12 protein-coding genes, 2 tRNA genes and 2 rRNA genes are annotated in these 20,677 nt (G+C 55.9%); 9 read left to right on the top strand and 7 right to left on the bottom strand.

The window, feature by feature from the left end; genetic code table 11:
* Positions 1 to 7 precede the first annotated feature (7 nt).
* The gene (locus OLX72_RS04800) at positions 8 to 1,288 is read right to left on the bottom strand and encodes a nucleotide sugar dehydrogenase (protein WP_114868694.1); all 1,281 of its coding nucleotides are present in this window, start codon (positions 1,286 to 1,288) and stop codon (positions 8 to 10) included.
* Between the two features lie 208 nt (positions 1,289 to 1,496).
* On the opposite strand from OLX72_RS04800, the gene OLX72_RS04795 reads away from it, so the two are divergent.
* On the top strand, positions 1,497 to 3,869 hold the full coding sequence (locus OLX72_RS04795) for a mechanosensitive ion channel family protein (protein ID WP_114868695.1): 2,373 nt from the start codon (positions 1,497 to 1,499) through the stop codon (positions 3,867 to 3,869).
* Positions 3,870 to 3,876: 7 nt separating this feature from the next.
* Here OLX72_RS04795 and OLX72_RS04790 read toward each other — a convergent pair whose 3' ends face one another.
* The 4 genes from OLX72_RS04790 to OLX72_RS04775 all read right to left on the bottom strand — a co-directional run bounded on the left by OLX72_RS04790 (position 3,877) and on the right by OLX72_RS04775 (position 6,976).
* Positions 3,877 to 5,130, bottom strand: coding sequence for a DNA polymerase IV (locus OLX72_RS04790; protein ID WP_114872044.1), 1,254 nt, complete (start codon positions 5,128 to 5,130; stop codon positions 3,877 to 3,879).
* 326 nt (positions 5,131 to 5,456) lie between these two features.
* Entirely contained in the window at positions 5,457 to 6,146 is a 690-nt protein-coding gene (gene pyrF / locus OLX72_RS04785; RefSeq protein ID WP_114868696.1) for an orotidine-5'-phosphate decarboxylase, read from the bottom strand.
* Between the two features lie 90 nt (positions 6,147 to 6,236).
* Positions 6,237 to 6,569, bottom strand: coding sequence for an orotidine 5-phosphate decarboxylase (locus OLX72_RS04780; RefSeq protein WP_433989934.1), 333 nt, complete (start codon positions 6,567 to 6,569; stop codon positions 6,237 to 6,239).
* Positions 6,570 to 6,703: 134 nt separating this feature from the next.
* Complete coding sequence (locus OLX72_RS04775; RefSeq protein ID WP_114868698.1) at positions 6,704 to 6,976, bottom strand: hypothetical protein; 273 nt, start codon at positions 6,974 to 6,976, stop codon at positions 6,704 to 6,706.
* 215 nt (positions 6,977 to 7,191) lie between these two features.
* Here OLX72_RS04775 and clpB point away from each other — a divergent pair, with 215 nt between their 5' ends.
* Positions 7,192 to 9,807 carry an ATP-dependent chaperone ClpB gene (clpB, locus tag OLX72_RS04770; protein WP_433989933.1) on the top strand — a complete coding sequence of 872 codons (2,616 nt, stop codon included), beginning with the start codon at positions 7,192 to 7,194 and terminating at the stop codon, positions 9,805 to 9,807.
* Positions 9,808 to 9,940: 133 nt separating this feature from the next.
* Here the strand turns inward: clpB and OLX72_RS04765 are convergent, their stop codons facing one another.
* Together OLX72_RS04765 and OLX72_RS04760 are read right to left on the bottom strand one after the other, a co-directional pair.
* Positions 9,941 to 10,426: a fasciclin domain-containing protein gene (locus tag OLX72_RS04765; protein WP_433989932.1), complete on the bottom strand. Its 486-nt coding sequence runs from the start codon at positions 10,424 to 10,426 to the stop codon at positions 9,941 to 9,943.
* Between the two features lie 187 nt (positions 10,427 to 10,613).
* Positions 10,614 to 11,057, bottom strand: coding sequence for a DUF302 domain-containing protein (locus OLX72_RS04760; protein ID WP_114872045.1), 444 nt, complete (start codon positions 11,055 to 11,057; stop codon positions 10,614 to 10,616).
* A gap of 124 nt (positions 11,058 to 11,181) precedes the next feature.
* Between OLX72_RS04760 and OLX72_RS04755 the strand changes: the two genes are divergently transcribed.
* From OLX72_RS04755 to OLX72_RS04725, 7 genes are all read left to right on the top strand, one after another.
* A complete protein-coding gene (locus OLX72_RS04755; RefSeq protein WP_433989931.1) occupies positions 11,182 to 12,675 on the top strand; it encodes an FMN-binding glutamate synthase family protein in 1,494 nt (497 codons plus the stop codon).
* A 69-nt stretch (positions 12,676 to 12,744) separates the two neighbouring features.
* Positions 12,745 to 13,653 carry a protein-methionine-sulfoxide reductase catalytic subunit MsrP gene (msrP, locus tag OLX72_RS04750; protein WP_114868702.1) on the top strand — a complete coding sequence of 303 codons (909 nt, stop codon included), beginning with the start codon at positions 12,745 to 12,747 and terminating at the stop codon, positions 13,651 to 13,653.
* On the top strand, positions 13,654 to 14,256 hold the full coding sequence (gene msrQ, locus OLX72_RS04745; protein WP_114868703.1) for a protein-methionine-sulfoxide reductase heme-binding subunit MsrQ: 603 nt from the start codon (positions 13,654 to 13,656) through the stop codon (positions 14,254 to 14,256).
* A gap of 793 nt (positions 14,257 to 15,049) precedes the next feature.
* Positions 15,050 to 16,512: ribosomal RNA gene (locus tag OLX72_RS04740) — 16S ribosomal RNA — on the top strand.
* Between the two features lie 139 nt (positions 16,513 to 16,651).
* Positions 16,652 to 16,728, top strand: a tRNA-Ile gene (locus OLX72_RS04735).
* A gap of 7 nt (positions 16,729 to 16,735) precedes the next feature.
* Positions 16,736 to 16,811 (top strand) — tRNA-Ala (locus tag OLX72_RS04730).
* Positions 16,812 to 17,198: 387 nt separating this feature from the next.
* Positions 17,199 to 20,638: ribosomal RNA gene (locus OLX72_RS04725) — 23S ribosomal RNA — on the top strand.
* The 16S and 23S rRNA genes sit together here with 2 tRNA genes alongside, the layout of an rRNA operon.
* Positions 20,639 to 20,677: the final 39 nt, after the last annotated feature.

The following is a 20,677-nucleotide window of genomic DNA, read 5'->3' as shown; positions in this document are numbered from 1 at the left end:
TTCTGCTTTAAAGTCTCAGGTCGGAACCGGCTTTACCAAGAACACCCTTGATATCATAGACAATTGCGTTGGGTTTGCCCAATGCCCGAATGGCATCTGCACCCATTTCGACAAATTCGCGATGGGCCACGGCCAGAACGATCGCATCATAGTGGCCGTTTTCGGGTGCGGGAATGGTGCTGATCGCGTGTTCGGCGCGCATGGTTTCCGGTGTGACCCACGGTTCGTAAACATCGGTGGAAACAGAAAAGGAATGCAGTTCGGATACGATATCGGCCACCTTGCTGTTGCGCGTGTCGGCGCAGTTTTCCTTGAACGTGAACCCCATGATCAGAACCCGCGCCCGTGTCAGATCAACCTGCCGCGCCAGCATGGCCTTGATCAGGTCTGATGCCACATGGCGCCCCATATGATCGTTGATCCGGCGGCCCGCCAGAATAACCTCGGGGTGATAGCCCAGTTGTTCGGCCTTGTGAGTCAGGTAATAGGGATCAACCCCGATGCAGTGCCCGCCGACCAGACCGGGGCGAAACGGCAGAAAGTTCCACTTGGTTCCCGCGGCTTCCAGCACTTCCAGCGTATCAAGCTGCATCCGTGAAAAAATCAGCGAAAATTCGTTGACCAGCGCGATGTTTAGATCGCGTTGCGTGTTTTCGATAACCTTGGCCGCTTCTGCCGTCTTGATCGAACTTGCACGGTGCAGCCCTGCCTTGACCACCGGGGCATAGATCGCTTCCACACGGTCCAGCGTGTCGGCATCCTGCGCCGAGATGATTTTGACGACGCTTTCAAGGGAATGTTCCGCATCCCCGGGGTTGACCCGTTCGGGCGAATACCCAAGCTTGATCTGCGTTGTGGGGGTAAGGCCACTTACGCGCGCCAGAACCGGGCCGCAGATGTCTTCGGTGACACCCGGATAAACCGTGCTTTCGACCACCACCAACGCGCCGTCGGTCAGATGGGGCGCAACGGTTTCACACGCGCCGACCAGCGGCCCGAGATCGGGTTTCTTTGCACCGGTGATTGGTGTGGGTACGGCGATGATGAAAACGGTGCATCCCGTCAGGCTGGATGGATCATGCGAAAACCGGCACTGCGTCGCTGCAAGAGAGGCCGCGTTCACTTCGCCATTGGGGTCGGTGCCCATATGCAAAGCATCTATCAGACCCGTGTTTGTATCAAACCCGACCGTTTCAAACCCCGCACGCGACAACGCCAGCGCAAGGGGCAGACCGACATAGCCCAGCCCCAAGACGGCAATACGTTCCGGTAAGGTCGTGGCAGTCATCCGGCGTTCCTGTTCCTTCGTCGCAAGGCCGTTTTAACGCGGCGCTGCCGATATTGCCGCTTTCCTAGTGAAACATGTGCCAAATGCAAAGGGTACATCATCAAATCCGTTTCCGGGCGCTGGTGCGCAGTTCAATTCAGCGTAGCCGCCATTGCGCGCTGCAATGGCTTGGCCTAGCGTGGCCGGATCAAACCGGAAAGCCCCTTTCATGCCTGTGTTCGTCGTTCGATTTCTAAGCATCCTTGTTCTTGCGATCACGCTGGGAACGGCCAGTCTTGCCCAGAGCGTGACATCAATGGCGACCGCGGAAAGCCCTGAAACGGCGACGGATTTGCAACCGTCAGAGCAATTCAGCGAAACTTTGCGTCTGGCCGCAGAAAACGGCGTTAACGTCATCGTAGTTGATTCGACAGGCAAGGTTCTTGCGGAATCTCAAGCAGACAGTCCGGCACCGCCCCCCGAAAAGGCCGAGGCAGGCGGGTCAAGCCTGATGAAGCTTCAATCGCAAGGCGACCGGTTCCGCACCATTCTGAAGACCAAGCTGAATGCACTGCCCGTTGCCTTTAACGAGGTGATGTTCATCCTGCGCGCCAGCAGCCCCGACGGGCGCATCATGACCTTTGTCGAAGCTTTGTTGTTCAGCCTGGCACTTTTCGGACTGGGCTATCTGGTCGAGCGTGAAATCTACGGCAAGCGTTTGGTCAAAAACTTTGTTGTTGGACGCATCAAGGTGGATCCCGAAGGCTATTCCGAAAAACTGCCGTTTCTGGTGTTCCGTTTCTTCATGGGGGTGATCGGCGCGCTGGTCTCGATGGCCGTCGCTTATATTGTCGGATCGCTGATTTTCGGTCCGTTGCAAGATACGGCAATGCAATTCACCGTGACGGTCATATACACCGCCTATTTCGCGTCGCGCGTTGTGGCCGGCATCTGGCGTATGGTGTTGTCACCGTTTTTAAGCCAGTATCGCATCCCGCGGTTTTCGGATCATGACGCGAAAAGGCTGCACAGGTGGCTGTGGATTCTGGCGGTTCTTGAAATCTGGTCACTGAATTTCACCATCTGGATTCGCGAACTTGGCCTGAATTACGATGTCTATGCCGTGATGGCATCGCTTTTGTCTTTGGGTCTGGTGATGTTGAACATCACAATGGTTCTGACCAACCGGCGGGCGATCACCAATGCGATACTGAACGGCCGCGACCCGGGCGAGGTGCCCACTGCGACGCGCATCGTTGCCAGGGCCTGGGCACCGCTTTCGATCCTGTACTTTGTCTTCGCGTGGTTTGAACTGACCTATGAACTGGTGATGGAACTGTCGCAGTCCATACCACTGATTGCGGGGGCTTACGGCATCCTGATGTCGATCATCGTGGTATACGGCGTCATCAATTACCTGATCGAACGGTTTTTCCAGCGCTCGCGCGCCCTGAAAGAACTGAACGAAGAGCTTGAGAATCCGGACGAGACGCTAACCGAGGCAGAGGAAGAGGCGCTGATCGAGGCGGCCCATGCCAGTCAGGCGCGCGAAATGCACAGTTTCGAAGATCTGGCGCGGCGGGTGTCCGGTGTTCTGGCGCTGGTTGCGGGGCTGTGGGCCTTTGTTTCCGTCTGGGGCGTCGACAGCGACATGATCGGAGACTCTCTGCTGGACCGGTTTGCCGATGTGATCGTGATCCTGTTTCTGGGCTATATCGTCTATCACGCCTTTCGCATCTGGATCGACCGCAAGATCGATGAAGAAGTGGGCGATGCGCCGGAAGCCATTTTGGGCGATGAAGGCGCGCATTCCAGCGCAAGCCGTCTGGCCACCTTGCTGCCGCTGTTCCGTAATTTCATCCTGATCGTCATTCTTGTGACCATCACGCTGATCGTGCTGCTGGAACTGGGCGTAAATGTCAGCCCGCTGTTCGCCGGTGCCGGTGTTGTTGGTCTGGCTGTGGGTTTCGGATCACAGGCGCTGGTGCGCGATGTGTTTTCAGGTGCGTTTTTTCTGTTCGATGATGCGTTTCGCAAAGGCGAATACATCGATATTGGCGATGTCAAAGGCACGGTCGAAAAAATCTCGGTCCGGTCGTTCCAGTTGCGCCACCATCGCGGGCCGCTGCATACGATTCCATTCGGCGAAATCCGGTTTCTGACCAACTTTTCCCGCGACTGGGTGATAATGAAACTGCCGTTGCGCGTGACCTATGACACCGATGTGGAAAAAGTACGCAAGCTGATCAAGAAACTGGGGCAGGAATTGCTGGAAGATCCGGTCATCGGCAAGGATTTCCTGCAACCGCTGAAATCGCAGGGCGTAATCGAAATGCAGGACAGCGCGATGATCATTCGCGTCAAGTTCATGACCACGCCGGGCGAACAGTGGATGATCCGCAAGCGCGTGTTCGAGGAAATCCGCGATCTGTTCGAACGCGAAGGCATCAAGTTTGCCCATCGCGAAGTGACCGTGCGTCTTGCCGATGGCAAGGTCGATGATCTGACAGATCAGGAAAAAGAGGCGGTCACGGCAGCAGCGCAATCGGCCATCGAAGATGCCGAGGCCGCAGCCGCCCCAAATGAAGCAAAGAAACCCTAGGCCCGTTTCACCGAAGGGCGCGCCCCTTTAATATCGCATCGCTGCCAAAGCGTTGCCGGATCTGATCGGTTGCCTTTTCGGCCTTGCCGCGCCGCACGGCATCGGGATCAAGCAGATCACCGGACAGATCGGCCGCGGTTTCGGCACACAGATCAGACAACCCGCACCCAAGCAGGCGGTAAGGCCCCTGATCGCCCACCTGCTCAAACAGGCCGCGCGCAGTGCGGTAAACCGTATCGGCAAGCTGGGTTGCATCACGCAGCGCAACGCGGCGGGACAGCAGCGAATGATCGGATCGTTTCAGTTTCAGCGTTACGACACGCCCGGCCAGCGCCTTGGCCTTGGCGCGGTCTGCGACCTTTTCGGCCATGCGCCACAGATGTCCGTCCAGAATATCGGGATCGCTGGTATCATCGTGAAATGTGGTTTCATTGGAAATGGATTTCATCGGTTCGTGCGCGCTGACACGCCGTTTGTCCTGTCCGCGCGCAAGATGCCACAGCCGTTCGCCCATCGCCCCGAACCGTGCCGACAAATCCTTTCGATCCCAGCGCAACAGATCGCTGAAGGTGCGGATGCCGGCGTTTTCCAGTGCGCCCTGCGTTGCCTGCCCGACCCCCCAGATCATGCGCACCGGTTTATCCTTGAGGAAAGCGGCGGTTTCACCCTCGCCGATCACGGAAAATCCGTGTGGTTTGTCCAGATCCGAAGCGACCTTGGCCAGAAATTTGTTGTGGCTTAAGCCGATGGACCCGGTCAGGCCCAGTTCGGTGCGCATCCGGCGCACCAGTCGGGCGAGCATCACGGCCGGCGGTGCCCCATGCAGTTTCTGTGTGCCTGTCAGATCAAGAAACGCCTCGTCTAGCGACAGGGGTTCAATGGCCGGTGTCAAATCCTCCATCATGGCGCGGATCGCTCTGGATGCTTCGACATAGGCGTCCATACGGGGTTTGATCACCACCGCATCGGGGCACAGTTTCAGCGCCTGAAACATCGGCATTGCCGATTTTACACCGCGGATGCGTGCTACATAGCAGGCGGTGGATACAACGCCGCGCCGCCCGCCCCCGATGATCACCGGTTTGTCCGCCAGCGACGGATCATCGCGTTTTTCCACGCTGGCATAGAACGCATCGCAATCCATGTGTGCGATGCTGAGATCGAACAATTCCGGATGCGCAACAACACGCGGGCTGCCGCAGGACGGGCACCGGCGGGTGGCGTCAAATGGGGTCAGGCAATCGCGGCAAAGGGATGGCATATACGGATGGGACCAGACAGCAGATCTAGGGGCGATGGTCACAGTATATGGCGTGCGCAGCGCGAAACAAAACAGGGAAAATCCGGTGCCCCACACAAAGACCCCCGCGACTTGATGCGGGGGGAGTTAACGAACCGCAGGAAGAACCGGCCCGTTGGGGAGTATCACCTAACGTCAACTGTGCGTCAGAAGCCGGATTTTCCAAAGTAGGGAATACCGTACTTTCGGCTTATCCCGCAGTCTGTGCCCGAATAAGCACACTTATAGCGAGAATCATGCCCGAATAGAGTAGGCGCTGGACTTTTTGGGCGGCAATGTGACCGCGTTCAGGGCAATTCGGTCAAAATGGCCCGTGCGGCCTGCTGCGGGTCTGCCGCTTGCCAGATGGGACGGCCCACAACGATATGATCTGCCCCGTCGGTAATGGCGGCTGCGGGCGTGGCCACCCGTTTCTGATCCCCCAGCGCGGCCCCTGCCGGACGTACCCCCGGTGTCACGATCAGGCGGTCGGTCGCTTCGGGCAGGGCGCGGATCATGGCGGCCTCTTGCGGAGATGCGATAACGCCGTCAGCGCCGGCAAGAAATGCCCGCGCCGCACGTTCTGCAACGATTTCGGGAATGTCGCCGGCGCGGATCAACCCGTCATCCAGATCGGATCTGTCCAGCGATGTAAGAATGGTGACGCCCAGGATTTTCATGGCACTTCCGCTCGCGCCTTCCTTGGCGGCGCGCACCACGTGCGGATCGCCATGCACTGTCAGAAAATCAAGATCGAACTGCGCTAGTCCGCGCACTGCCGCTTCGACAGTTGCACCGATGTCGAACAGTTTCATGTCCAGAAAAATGCGCTTGCCGTGATCCTGCTTTAGCTCGTTCGCCAGCGCCAGCCCGCCACCTGTCAGCATTCCCAGACCGATTTTGTAGAATGAAACGGCGGCCCCCAGCTTTTCAGCCAGATCAAGGCCGTGCACGGCCGAGGGTACATCAAGCGCGACAATCAGGCGGTCATCAGACATTGGCAAACCTTTGGTTGGGATGTTTGCGACTGCCTAATCTGTTCGGTGCGCCCTGTCTATCGGGCGCATGCTCCTTTTATACCCCGGGTGTCAGGCGATGCGACGGCGCAAAAAGCCCGAATGGCTCCACCGGCGCAAGATCCGGACCGGATTGAACTCTGGCTCCGGGCGCGGGGCGGGGTGCAGCGGCGCCATGCGGGCCCGCAACCCGGATGGTGTTTTCTGTTGCCTGCGCGCCTGCGCGATTAACCGGTGCGTCGCGTCCTTGAACGACATGGTAATCGGTGCAGGTACGGTGCAGGCGTGTTTCACGGCTGTGTTGTTTTCATACAAAGTGACCGTCGCTTCGAAACTTTGGTTCGCTGCATTATAAATCACGTCGGAAACGCGCGCTTGGGGAAATGGGAAACGAAAATGTTTCATCTGCTCATCCTATTAAAAGACGTTTGTATGGCCTCAACGCGCTAGATAGGAATCGGGTTCATATGTTTTTATGGGGAACACGCTGATGTGACGCCCCGTAACATATGATCGGCATGGTTTCGCCGATGCTGAAATCAGATCAGTTTGCGTGCCACATCGGGCAGGGCGCCGGGTGCGAATGTCAGGGTCTTTTTGTCGCGCGGGCTTGCGTTCAGGCGGTGTAACTGGCGGATGGCATCACTGATCAGCGCAGAAGCGACCGCATGTTTCGATTGCTCGGGCGCCAGAAAGGCGGCGCAGTCCAGCGTGATGTCCGTGTCGGGACCGACCAGATGGATTTTCGCGATATGGCAGTTGGATGCCGTGTGATAGGCAATGTCAGCCAGATTAATGTGATCAACACGCATGGGTACTCTCTCACTCGTTTACGATGTGAAAGCTATTGCGCGCCAGAATGGCAAAAAAGGGGCATAGGCCAAAGTTTTTCCCCGCACGGGCCTGTTTCGGGTGGCACCCTCTTGAAGCGAAAGGGCTGCTTTCACATATTGAGGTCGAGGCCCGAGCCAAGCGTGCTGCATGTCAGGCGTGAGATAAAACGGGTGCTTTGAAAAGGAGACAGACCATGGACTTGAGCAAGTTCACGGAGCGGTCGCGCGGGTTCGTGCAAGCCGCCCAAACCATCGCAACACGCGAAAACCACCAGCGTTTGACGCCGGAACACATCCTGAAAGCTTTGATGGACGACGATCAGGGGCTTGCCAGCAACCTGATCAAACGTGCCGGTGGCGCACCGGAACAGGTCGTTCAGGCACTGGATCTGGCGTTGTCCAAAATCCCGCAAGTGACAGGTGATGCCGGTCAGGTCTATCTGGACGGGCCGACAGCAAAAGTGCTGACCGAAGCAGAAGCGCTGGCCAAAAAGGCAGGCGATAGTTTTGTGCCGGTCGAACGCATTCTGATGGCGCTGTGCATGGTCAAATCCAAAGCCAAGGATGCGCTGGATGCCGGTAACGTGACGGCGCAGGGGCTGAATGCGGCGATCAATGACATTCGCAAGGGGCGCACCGCAGACACGGCCAGCGCCGAAGAAGGGTATGATGCGCTGAAAAAATACGCGCGTGATCTGACCGAAGCGGCAGAGCAGGGCAAGATTGACCCGATCATCGGGCGCGACGAGGAAATTCGCCGTGCGATGCAGGTGCTGTCACGCCGCACCAAGAACAACCCTGTGCTGATCGGGGAACCGGGCGTGGGCAAGACCGCCATCGCCGAAGGAATGGCGCTGCGCATCATCAACGGTGACGTGCCCGAAAGCCTGCGAAACAAGAAATTGCTTGCGCTGGATATGGGCGCGCTGATCGCCGGTGCGAAATATCGCGGTGAATTCGAAGAACGCCTGAAGGCGGTATTGAACGAAGTGACCGCCGCTGCCGGTGAAATCATCCTGTTCATTGATGAGATGCATACCCTGGTCGGGGCTGGCAAGGGCGATGGCGCGATGGACGCTGCCAACCTGATCAAACCGGCGCTGGCGCGGGGTGAATTGCACTGTATCGGTGCGACCACGCTGGACGAATACCGCAAATACGTCGAAAAAGATGCCGCTTTGGCGCGCCGTTTCCAGCCTTTGGTGATCGCGGAACCCACTGTCGAAGACACCGTCAGCATTCTGCGCGGGATCAAGGAAAAATATGAGCTGCACCATGGTGTGCGGATTTCCGACAGCGCGCTGGTCGCGGCGGCAACGCTAAGCCACCGTTACATCACGGACCGGTTCCTGCCCGACAAGGCGATTGATCTGGTCGACGAGGCCGCGAGCCGGCTGCGCATGGAAGTGGACAGCAAACCCGAAGAACTGGATGCGCTGGACCGTGAAATCCTGCAAAAGCAGATCGAAGCGGAAGCCCTGCGGCTGGAAGATGATGCCGCCTCCAAGGATCGGCTGGAAACGCTGACCAAGGATCTGGCCGAATTGCAAGAACGTTCCAGCGAGATGACTGCACAGTGGCAAAGCGAACGCGACAAGCTGGCCAGTGCCCGCGATCTGAAAGAACAGCTGGATCATGCCCGCGCCGAGCTGGATATCGCCAAGCGCGAAGGCAATCTGTCCAAGGCGGGTGAATTGTCTTATGGCGTCATTCCCGAGCTTGAAAGAAAGCTGAACGCGGCGGAAGGCAGCGAAAGCGAGGTCATGGTGGCCGAGGCCGTACGCCCCGAACAGATCGCTAGCGTGGTTGAACGCTGGACCGGTATTCCGACATCCAAGATGCTGGAAGGCGACCGCGAAAAATTGCTGCGCATGGAAGAGCAATTGCATGCGCGCGTGATCGGACAAGACAGTGCCGTGCAGGCCGTTGCAAACGCGGTGCGCCGCGCGCGGGCGGGTCTGAACGACGAAGGCCGCCCCCTTGGCAGCTTCCTGTTTCTGGGGCCGACCGGTGTTGGTAAAACCGAACTGACCAAGGCCGTGGCAGAATTCCTGTTTGACGATGAACACGCAATGGTGCGCATCGACATGTCGGAATTCATGGAAAAGCATGCTGTATCACGTCTGATCGGGGCACCCCCCGGATATGTCGGATACGACGAAGGCGGTGTGCTGACAGAAGCGGTGCGGCGCAGACCCTATCAGGTGGTTCTGTTTGACGAGGTCGAAAAGGCGCACCCGGATGTGTTCAACGTGCTGTTGCAGGTGCTGGACGATGGTGTTCTGACAGATGGTCAGGGCCGGACGGTTGATTTCAAGCAGACGCTGATCATCTTGACATCCAACCTTGGCGCGCAGGCACTAAGCCGGCTGCCCGATGGCGCGGATGCTTCCGATGCCAAACGTGATGTTATGGATGCCGTGCGGGCGCATTTCCGCCCCGAATTCCTGAACCGTCTGGATGAAACGATCATTTTTGATCGTCTGAACCGCGAAGACATGGACTCGATCGTGACCATTCAGTTGGCGCGACTGGCCAAACGTCTTGTCGGCCGCAAGATCACGCTTGATCTGGACGATGCTGCGTTGAAATGGCTGGCCGACGAAGGCTATGACCCTGTGTTTGGCGCACGGCCGTTGAAACGGGTGATCCAGACTGCGTTGCAGAACCCGTTGGCAGAAATGCTGTTGGCAGGGGATGTGATGGATGGCGATACCGTCAAGGTATCTGCCGGGGTTGACGGCTTGCTGATCGGGGATCGGGTATCCCGTTCCAACCGAACACCGCCCGAGGACGCCGTCGTGCATTGACGCGCGGCGTTGGAAAGACCACGAAAGGCCGGACTGAAATGTCCGGCCTTTTTTCGTAATCGGGTTGCGCAGGAAAAAGCCCGCACATGACTGCACGGGCTTTCGTGGCTGTATGGGCAGAAGTGCCGCGCGATTATTCGGCAGGGATCAGAACGGTGTCGATCACGTGGATGACGCCGTTGGATGTTTCGATGTCTGCGGCTGTGACTGTTGCAGTGTTCACCATCACGCCGTTGTCCAGATCAATCGTTATCTCTCCGCCCTGAACGGTGGCGGCTGTCATGCCGTCGCTAAGGTCGGTCGACATCACTTTGCCGGCGACCACGTGATACGTCAGAATGGCGGTCAGCTGATCTTTGTTTTCCGGCTTCAACAGCGTTTCAACGGTGCCTTCGGGCAGGGCCGCGAACGCCTCATCTGTCGGGGCAAATACGGTGAACGGGCCATCGCCTTTCAATGTATCGACTAGGCCGGCAGCCTGAACTGCAGCCACCAGAGTGTTGAACGATCCGGCCTCGACGGCGGTGTCGACGATATCTTTGGAATGGCCACCGGCAAAGGCGGCGCCCGCGATGAAGGTTGCTGCGGTTGCGAAGGCAAAAGTTGTAAAGCGAAGCATGTCGATCTCCCTTATGAGAATGTCGAAAATACCTTGTTGGTATCGGGGAATTTACGACGCGAACGCAGGGTCGGATCAGCGGGGATTCCCGCCGATTGCGGCTTTCTTCGGCTTGACGGAAAAGGCGCGTGCGCTAAGCCGCGACAGTTTCTGCGGACCAGTCAAATAAACGTGATGAAAGGGCGCGTTACTCTACGCCGATTGCGGCCTTTGTAATGTCATCCAGCAGGGTCTGAACCTCTTGCATCGGGCCTTCTGGAAAGGTGCGATAACCGATCATGGTCTGATCCGGTGCATCCGGGCTTTGGGCAACAAAGATCGTATAGGGGCAGTACATCAGGTTCATCGGGTCCGCTTCCATCACCTTGCGCGACAGGAATGCGGAACAGAAACTGTACACATCCGCCGCCAGAAACACCGTCACATCTGATCCCACATCCGGGCCGGTGCGTTCCAGCATGTCACCGACATGATTGACACCTTCGATCACCAGCCCCTGATCCAGAATGGCGTTTTCAAGACCAAAGATCACATCGTCAAAGCTTTCGTCGGTCGTGTAGGTCACGACATCGCCAGCCAGAGAGGCGGTGGCTGTCAGGCACAGGGCGGTCACGGTCAAAAAATGTCTCATGCTGATCCTTCCATTGCGCAGCGGGGCGGCTTGCGACACTGTTCCGGCCATCAGGGGGCCGGGCGTTACACCCGGTCCGGAAACCTGAATCACCGTGCCGTGGCACAAGTATCGGAGAACACATATGGGTTTTGCAATGACTGCTTTGGAATTCATGGTCTTTGCCTTTGTCGGGCTGGTCGGAATTGCGGTTCTTGCCGTGCTTGTGTTCTTTGTGGTGGACCGGATGCAGACCAGCGATGCCATCCGCCGGAATTATCCGGTGATCGGACGATTCCGGCATTTGTTTTCCGCGCTGGGTGAGTTTTTCAGGCAGTATTTTTTCGCAATGGATCGCGAGGAATTGCCGTTCAACCGCGCGCAGCGGGAATGGATCAAGCGGGCCGGAGAAGGCGAGGCCAATACTGTCGCCTTCGGGTCTACCCGCAACACATCCGTTGTGGGCACGCCGATATTCGTCAATGCCGCCTTTCCGCCGCTGGACAACCAGTTTGCCAGCACCGAACCGATGATCATCGGGCCGGGGGCGCGTATCCCCTATGTCGCGCAATCCTTTTTCAACATATCGGGGATGAGCTTTGGCGCGATTTCCAAACCCGCGGTGCAGGCGCTCAGCCGCGGCGCCAAAGAGGCGGGCATCTGGCTGAACACGGGCGAAGGCGGGCTTAGCCCGTTTCACGTCGAAGGCGGGTGCGATGTGGTGTTCCAGATCGGCACGGCCAAATACGGCGTACGCACAGAAGACGGCCACATGAACGATGAGAAGCTGCGCAAGGTTGCAGAACACGAAACTGTCCGCATGTTCGAAATCAAGCTGGCGCAGGGGGCCAAGCCGGGCAAAGGCGGCATATTGCCGGGTGCAAAAGTGTCAGCGGAAATTGCCGCCATTCGCGGCATCCGCGAAGGACAGGACAGCATTTCACCGAACCGGCACATAGAAGTAGACGATTTTGGCGATCTGCTGGACATGATCCATCATATCCGCGGAGTCACGGGAAAACCTGTCGGCATCAAAACGGTTGTCGGTGCGCAGGAACCGTTGCGCGAATTCTTTGATCTGATCGTGCAGCGTGGCGCAGAATGCGCACCGGATTTCATCACCATTGACGGCGGCGAAGGCGGTACCGGGGCCGCACCGATGCCACTGATTGATCTGGTGGGAATGTCGGTACGCGAGGCGCTGCCGATGGTTGCCAACCTGCGCGACGAACATGGGCTGAAGGATCGCATCAGGCTGGTGGCGTCGGGCAAGCTGGTCAATCCGGGCGATGTGGCGTGGGCGTTGGCGGCGGGGGCCGATTTTGTCACGTCAGCGCGCGGCTTCATGTTTTCGCTGGGCTGTATTCAGGCGCTGAAGTGCAACAAGAATACCTGCCCGACCGGCATAACCACCCACAACCCCAGATTTCAGAAAGGTCTTGTGCTGGAAGACAAATATGTGCGCGTGGCGCGCTTTGCGAAAGAGATCATTCACGAGGTTGAAACGATCGCCCATTCTGTCGGCGTCGCCGAACCCCGCCTGATGCGCCGCCGCCATGTGCGGATCATGCAGGCGGACGGGCGATCCATTCCGATGAACGAGATTCTGCCAAGTTACAGTCCGGTCGCCAAGATGTGAGTCAAAGTGGTTTGGCGTATGGCTCGCTGCCCCCTAGATAGAGTGGAAAGCCGAAAACAGGAGATGTGAATGGCGAACCGTTGGAAAAGCGACCTGACTGAAAAAGATGTCACGCCGGAATCAGTATATCTGAACCGGCGTCAGTTGATGACAGGTGTGGCCGCTGGCATCGGGTTGGCCGGGATCGGGCAACAGGCCCGTTCTGCAACTGGCGATCTGACCCCGAACACCTGGGAAGAGATCACCAGCTATAACAACTTCTATGAATTCGGCGCGGACAAGGGCGATCCCGCGCGCCATGCCGGCCAGATGACGATCGATCCCTGGTCGGTCGAGATCAACGGTATGGTCGACAAGCCCGGGAGCTATGCGTTCGAGGACATCATGAAAGCGATGACCATAGAAGAACGTATCTACCGGCTGCGCTGTGTTGAACGCTGGTCTTTGATCGTGCCTTGGAACGGTTTTGAACTGGCCGATCTGCTGAACATGGTCGGGGTGCAATCCGGCGCGAAATACGTGGCCTTTCAAACATTGAACCGCCCCGAGGAAATGCCGGGCATGCGCTATCCGATTATCGACTGGCCCTATGTCGAAGGTCTGCGCCTGGACGAAGCGATGCATCCGCTGACGATCATGGCAACCGGTCTTTACGGCAAGGACATCCCCAAGCAGAACGGCGCGCCGTTGCGATTGGTTGTGCCGTGGAAATACGGATACAAATCGATCAAGTCGGTCGTGCGGATTACCCTGACCGACAAGGAACCACCAACCGCCTGGAACAAATACAGTGCGTCTGAATACGGGTTTTATAGTAATGTGAACCCGAACGTGGATCATCCTCGCTGGTCGCAGGCATGGGAACAGCCCATCGGCGGCGGCCTGTTTGCCAAAAAGGTGCCGACGCTGATGTTCAACGGGTACGAGGAAGAGGTTGCTTCGATGTATGCCGGTATGGATCTGGCCAAGTACCACTAAATGAGCGTGGACAGGGCAAATGACCTGATCCGGCGCGTTCCGGTTTGGCTTGTATATATAGTGTGTGCCTTGCCCGCGCCTTACCTGCTGTATCTGGGACTGACCGGCGGTCTGGGCGTTGAACCCATCAAGGCCTTGGAACACGAACTGGGCGCACTTGGGCTGAAGTTTCTGGTGGCCGGTCTGGCGATCAGCCCGTTGCGCCGATACACCGGTTTGAACCTGATCCGGTACCGGCGTGCCATCGGGTTGGTGACGTTCTATTATATATGTCTGCATTTGCTGGTGTGGCTGGTGCTGGATGTCCAGATCCCGAGCGAGGTTTGGGCCGACATTGTAAAGCGCCCCTATGTGACAATCGGCATGGCCGCATTTCTGCTGATGGTGCCGCTTGCGATCACGTCCAACAACTGGTCCGTGCGCAAACTGGGCCGGACGTGGCGCACGCTGCACAAGGCGATCTATGGAATCGCGATTCTGGGATGCGTCCATTTCATCTGGCTGTCCAAGGGATTTCAGATTGAACCGCTGGTCTATCTGGGGCTTGTTCTGGCTTTGCTGGCACTCCGGCTGCCCAAAAGGCGCAAATCACAAGCAGCCTGAAACCGCTTTGCCTGCGGATCGGGCAGAATCAGAACGCTGGGCACGCTGTGCCTGCACTGAACCACGCGGGAAACTGCACCATCCAGCGCTGCCGACTCGGGAAATATCACCAGACTGCATATGAATCGTGACGAGTCGGCGGGTGACTCGGCCTTGTTACGGGGACGAGTCGCGCCCAAATCGCCCTAACTTGGGGGTATGTCTGTGGATAACCCAATATGTAGTTGTTTGATTCCGTCGCCAGCGGGCCCTGCCGCATAACAATCGATCCAATAGGCGGGAATTTTCGCAATTTTTGTAACTCAATGTATTGAATTAAATGGATAAAGTGAAAAAATGAAAAAAAGATGACATTTCTTAAAAAAAGCGCTTGCGGCTTTCTGCGACTAAGCCTAGAACCCACTTCACCGGCGGCGCAGAGATGCACCAACGGGGCGCCAGACGGGCCAGACACACTGGACGGCAACGAGGCGGAAGAATAAAATCAGAGGTAAACGAGGCGGGGCGCGCCATAAAAGATAGGGCGCATCTCAGCCATTTTTGTCTCTACGCTTTTTGAAATTGATAGTTTCTGAAGAGATATGTGGGCGGTTTGGTTCATTCGATGGATCAACCTCTACATATCGCGCTAGTAGACCTTCGGGTCGATGATCTAGTGTCAGCTTCACTGTTTGGACGGTTTCTTGTTTTCTTATGAAAACCTGAAGCACAACAAACAGAGACTGAATTTGTTTGAACAACAAATTCGATGTGCAGAGGTTCGAACGTCAAGGATAAGCTAGCAATAGCTTTTCAACTTGAGAGTTTGATCCTGGCTCAGAACGAACGCTGGCGGCAGGCCTAACACATGCAAGTCGAGCGCACCCTTCGGGGCGAGCGGCGGACGGGTTAGTAACGCGTGGGAATATACCCTTCACTACGGAATAGCCTCGGGAAACTGAGAGTAATACCGTATACGCCCTTCGGGGGAAAGATTTATCGGTGATGGATTAGCCCGCGTCTGATTAGATAGTTGGTGGGGTAATGGCCTACCAAGTCTACGATCAGTAGCTGGTTTTAGAGGATGATCAGCAACACTGGGACTGAGACACGGCCCAGACTCCTACGGGAGGCAGCAGTGGGGAATCTTAGACAATGGGCGAAAGCCTGATCTAGCCATGCCGCGTGTGTGATGAAGGCCTTAGGGTCGTAAAGCACTTTCGCCAGGGATGATAATGACAGTACCTGGTAAAGAAACCCCGGCTAACTCCGTGCCAGCAGCCGCGGTAATACGGAGGGGGTTAGCGTTGTTCGGAATTACTGGGCGTAAAGCGCACGTAGGCGGATCAGAAAGTTGGGGGTGAAATCCCAGGGCTCAACCCTGGAACTGCCCTCAAAACTCCTGGTCTTGAGTTCGAGAGAGGTGAGTGGAATTCCAAGTGTAGAGGTGAAATTCGTAGATATTTGGAGGAACACCAGTGGCGAAGGCGGCTCACTGGCTCGATACTGACGCTGAGGTGCGAAAGTGTGGGGAGCAAACAGGATTAGATACCCTGGTAGTCCACACCGTAAACGATGAATGCCAGACGTCGGGCAGTATACTGTTCGGTGTCACACCTAACGGATTAAGCATTCCGCCTGGGGAGTACGGTCGCAAGATTAAAACTCAAAGGAATTGACGGGGGCCCGCACAAGCGGTGGAGCATGTGGTTTAATTCGAAGCAACGCGCAGAACCTTACCAACCCTTGACATCCTAGGACAACTCCAGAGATGGAGCCTTCCTTCGGGACCTAGTGACAGGTGCTGCATGGCTGTCGTCAGCTCGTGTCGTGAGATGTTCGGTTAAGTCCGGCAACGAGCGCAACCCACATCTTTAGTTGCCAGCAGGTTAAGCTGGGCACTCTAAAGAAACTGCCCGTGATAAGCGGGAGGAAGGTGTGGATGACGTCAAGTCCTCATGGCCCTTACGGGTTGGGCTACACACGTGCTACAATGGTGGTGACAATGGGTTAATCCAAAAAAACCATCTCAGTTCGGATTGGGGTCTGCAACTCGACCCCATGAAGTCGGAATCGCTAGTAATCGCGTAACAGCATGACGCGGTGAATACGTTCCCGGGCCTTGTACACACCGCCCGTCACACCATGGGAGTTGGGTTTACCCGAAGGCCGTGCGCCAACCTTTCGAGGGGGCAGCGGACCACGGTGAGCTCAGCGACTGGGGTGAAGTCGTAACAAGGTAGCCGTAGGGGAACCTGCGGCTGGATCACCTCCTTTCTAAGGATGTTTCTAGTCAGATTAGCTTGCTAATCTCGTGAAACACTTAGCAACGATCGGCAAACAAAGCCGATCAACATCGGACCGGACCGTCCTCATATCTCTTCAGACAGTAATCACAGACCTACCGGTCTGTCTTGGGTCGGTAGCTCAGGTGGTTAGAGCGCACGCCTGATAAGCGTGAGGTCGGAGGTTCAAGTCCTCCTCGACCCACCAAAATTTTGGGGCCTTAGCTCAGCTGGGAGAGCGCCTGATTTGCATTCAGGAGGTCAGCGGTTCGATCCCGCTAGGCTCCACCAACACCGCACACGATTTGACCGTTAAGCACTGCTTCAAGTGTTTAACCGTCCAATCGGACGAATTGACATCGTAAAGAGAGATACAAAATCAACAATGTTTGGTTTTCCCGAGTAAGGGAAAAACCTCAACTTTGTGCTGATGCCTTCGGGCTGACGCGAGCGTTTGACGTGGCTGTTTCCTCGGCCGCCCATGCGTATGCATCGTTGAAAAGAACATGTTGTCCAAGTCAAGTACACTAACCCGAACGATCCGCACGGATCGTTCAATTGTCCGCTTCACCGACATGAAGCGGGCGGGAAAGTATGCTTTTGGTTCAGAATAAAGATGACAGTTTCTTACCAGCTTCTGTTGTCGCGATTGACGCAAGTCTTTCTTTTTCTGGATCAAATCAAGCGCGAAAAGGGCGTTTGGTGAATGCCTTGGCAGTAAGAGGCGATGAAAGACGTGATACTCTGCGATAAGCCATGGGGAGCTGAGAATAGGCTTTGATCCATGGATTTCTGAATGGGGCAACCCACCTGATACTTTGTTATTACTGCTCTTAGGAGCAGCTAATAATGAGGTAAACCAGGTATTTATAGACTGAATACATAGGTTTATAAAAGCAAACCCGGGGAACTGAAACATCTAAGTACCCGGAGGAAAGGAAATCAATTGATACTCCCCTAGTAGCGGCGAGCGAACGGGGACCAGCCGAGCCGTAATTGTGATTAGAACGTGTTGGAAAGCACGGCCATAGCGGGTGACAGCCCCGTATAAGAAGCATGATCGGACGTATTAAGTAGGGCGGAACACGTGAAATTCTGTCTGAAGATCGGAGGACCACCTTCGAAGGCTAAGTACTCCTTACTGACCGATAGTGAACCAGTACCGTGAGGGAAAGGTGAAAAGCACCCCGACGAGGGGAGTGAAACAGTACCTGAAACCGAACGCCTACAATCAGTCGGAGCTTGACTGGACTCTAATAACAATCTGCTTCATCACAGTGAAAAAACAAATCACTGAGGGATGAGCATGTCGGATTTAGCATTTATAACGGACGGAACGTTTGCCGTATTAACATTGGTCGCAGGACTGATTGATATGAGCGTTAACCACTGTCCGTATAACGGTTGCCTCGCTCAAAACGAGGTGCAGTCATATGCTAGTCTTTCCGCCGGCCAGACCGTCTTTCAAGACGAACATGTTGGCGAAGAGATCTATTTTCGACGGGATACAAGCGTTGCAAGCGGCCCGTTTCAGTGGATTTATGGTTTCTCGGCCACCACTGACGGAGAGCTTTGGGGTGGTGTAGGCCAGGCCTACACTCTCTCGGACAGCCGCAGCGGAATGTTTGTGCAGCTTCACACAATGGCAGGGCTTTATGCACCTGGCAGTGGCGTGGATCTGGGTGGCCCGATCGAATTCAGATCCGGACTTGAAGTCGGATATCAGACACCCAAAGGCATACGCCTTGGACTGTCTGTCGATCACAGATCGAATGCCGGCCTCTACAGCAGCAACCCCGGTTTGGAAACGGTTCAATTCCGCGTTTCCATCCCGACAAATTGATTGTTATCAGTGTCCAGTCTTGTGACGGCGTACCTTTTGTATAATGGGTCATCGACTTGGTCTCACGTGCAAGCTTAAGCCGTTAGGTGTAGGCGCAGCGAAAGCGAGTCTTAATAGGGCGTCGAGTTCGTGGGATCAGACCCGAAACCGAGTGATCTAGGCATGGCCAGGCTGAAGGTAAGGTAACACTTACTGGAGGGCCGAACCCACATCCGTTGAAAAGGATCGGGATGAGCTGTGCCTAGGGGTGAAAGGCCAATCAAACTCGGAGATAGCTGGTTCTCTGCGAAATCTATTTAGGTAGAGCGTCATCCGAATACCCTCGGGGGTAGAGCACTGGATGGGTAATGGGGCCCCACAGGCTTACTGATCCTAACCAAACTCCGAATACCGAGGAGTACTAGATGGCAGACACACGGCGAATGCTAACGTCCGTCGTGAAGAGGGAAACAACCCTGACCTCCAGCTAAGGCCCCTAATTCATGGCTAAGTGGGAAAGCAGGTGGGACGACCAAAACAACCAGGAAGTTGGCTTAGAAGCAGCCATCTTTTAAAGATAGCGTAACAGCTCACTGGTCTAATTAAGTTGTCCTGCGGCGAAGATGTAACGGGGCTCAAGCCATGAGCCGAAGCTGAGGATGCCGTAAGGCATGGTAGCAGAGCGTAGTGTGACATAACTCCTAGTCTCTTTAGCCACTTAGGTGGTTCCGGAGACAAGGAGTTTTCTGTGAAGCCGGCGCGTGAGCGATCCGGTGGAGAGATCACTAGTGAGAATGATGACATGAGTAGCGACAAAGAGTGTGAGAGACACTCTCGCCGAAAGTCCAAGGGTTCCTGCTTAAAGCTAATCTGAGCAGGGTAAGCCGACCCCTAAGGCGAGGCCGAAAGGCGTAGTCGATGGGAACCAGGTTAATATTCCTGGGCCAGGAGGATGTGACGGATCGTGAAGGTTGTTCACCCTTATTGGATTGGGTGGGCCGCTGATCGGTTCCAGGAAATAGCCCTCCATTAGATCGTACCCTAAACCGACACAGGTGGACTGGTAGAGAATACCAAGGCGCTTGAGAGAACTATGTTGAAGGAACTCGGCAAAATACCTCCGTAAGTTCGCGAGAAGGAGGCCCGGTTCCTAGGCAACTAGGGGCTGGGGGCACAAACCAGGGGGTGGCGACTGTTTATTAAAAACACAGGGCTCTGCGAAGTCGCAAGACGACGTATAGGGTCTGACGCCTGCCCGGTGCCTGAAGGTTAAAAGGAGAGGTGAGAGCCTTGAATTGAAGCCCAGGTAAACGGCGGCCGTAACTATAACGGTCCTAAGGTAGCGAAATTCCTTGTCGGGTAAGTTCCGACCTGCACGAATGGCGTAACGACTTCCCCGCTGTCTCCAACATAGACTCAGCGAAATTGAATTACCTGTCAAGATGCAGGTTTCCCGCGGTTAGACGGAAAGACCCCGTGCACCTTTACTACAGCTTCGCACTGGCATCAGGCACGATATGTGCAGGATAGGTGGTAGGCTTCGAAGCAGGAACGCTAGTTTCTGTGGAGCCTTCCTTGAGATACCACCCTTATCTTGCTTGATGTCTAACCGCGGTCCGTTATCCGGATCCGGGACCCTGCGTGGCGGGTAGTTTGACTGGGGCGGTCGCCTCCTAAAGCGTAACGGAGGCGCGCGAAGGTTGGCTCAGAGCGGTCGGAAATCGCTCGTTGAGTGCAATGGCAGAAGCCAGCCTGACTGCGAGACTGACAAGTCGAGCAGAGTCGAAAGACGGCCATAGTGATCCGGTGGTCCCGAGTGGAAGGGCCATCGCTCAACGGATAAAAGGTACGCCGGGGATAACAGGCTGATACTGCCCAAGAGTCCATATCGACGGCAGTGTTTGGCACCTCGATGTCGGCTCATCTCATCCTGGGGCTGGAGCAGGTCCCAAGGGTACGGCTGTTCGCCGTTTAAAGAGGTACGTGAGCTGGGTTTAGAACGTCGTGAGACAGTTCGGTCCCTATCTTCCGTGGGTGTAGGATACTTGAGAGGAGTTGCCCCTAGTACGAGAGGACCGGGGTGAACGATCCACTGGTGGACCAGTTGTTATGCCAATAGCAGTGCTGGGTAGCTACGATCGGAAAGGATAACCGCTGAAGGCATCTAAGCGGGAAGCCCCCCTCAAAACAAGGTATCCCTGAGAGCCGAGGTAGACCACCTCGTCGATAGGCCAGAGATGTAAGTGCAGTAATGCATTCAGTTGACTGGTACTAATTGCTCGATAGGCTTGATTTGATCCAGTAAAAGTCAGACTTTTACAGACAATCAAAAGCA

The organism is Sulfitobacter sp. TBRI5 (assembly GCF_051013555.1).
Taxonomy (GTDB): Bacteria; Pseudomonadota; Alphaproteobacteria; order Rhodobacterales; family Rhodobacteraceae; genus JL08.
This window is presented reverse-complemented; position numbering and strand designations above follow the sequence as displayed.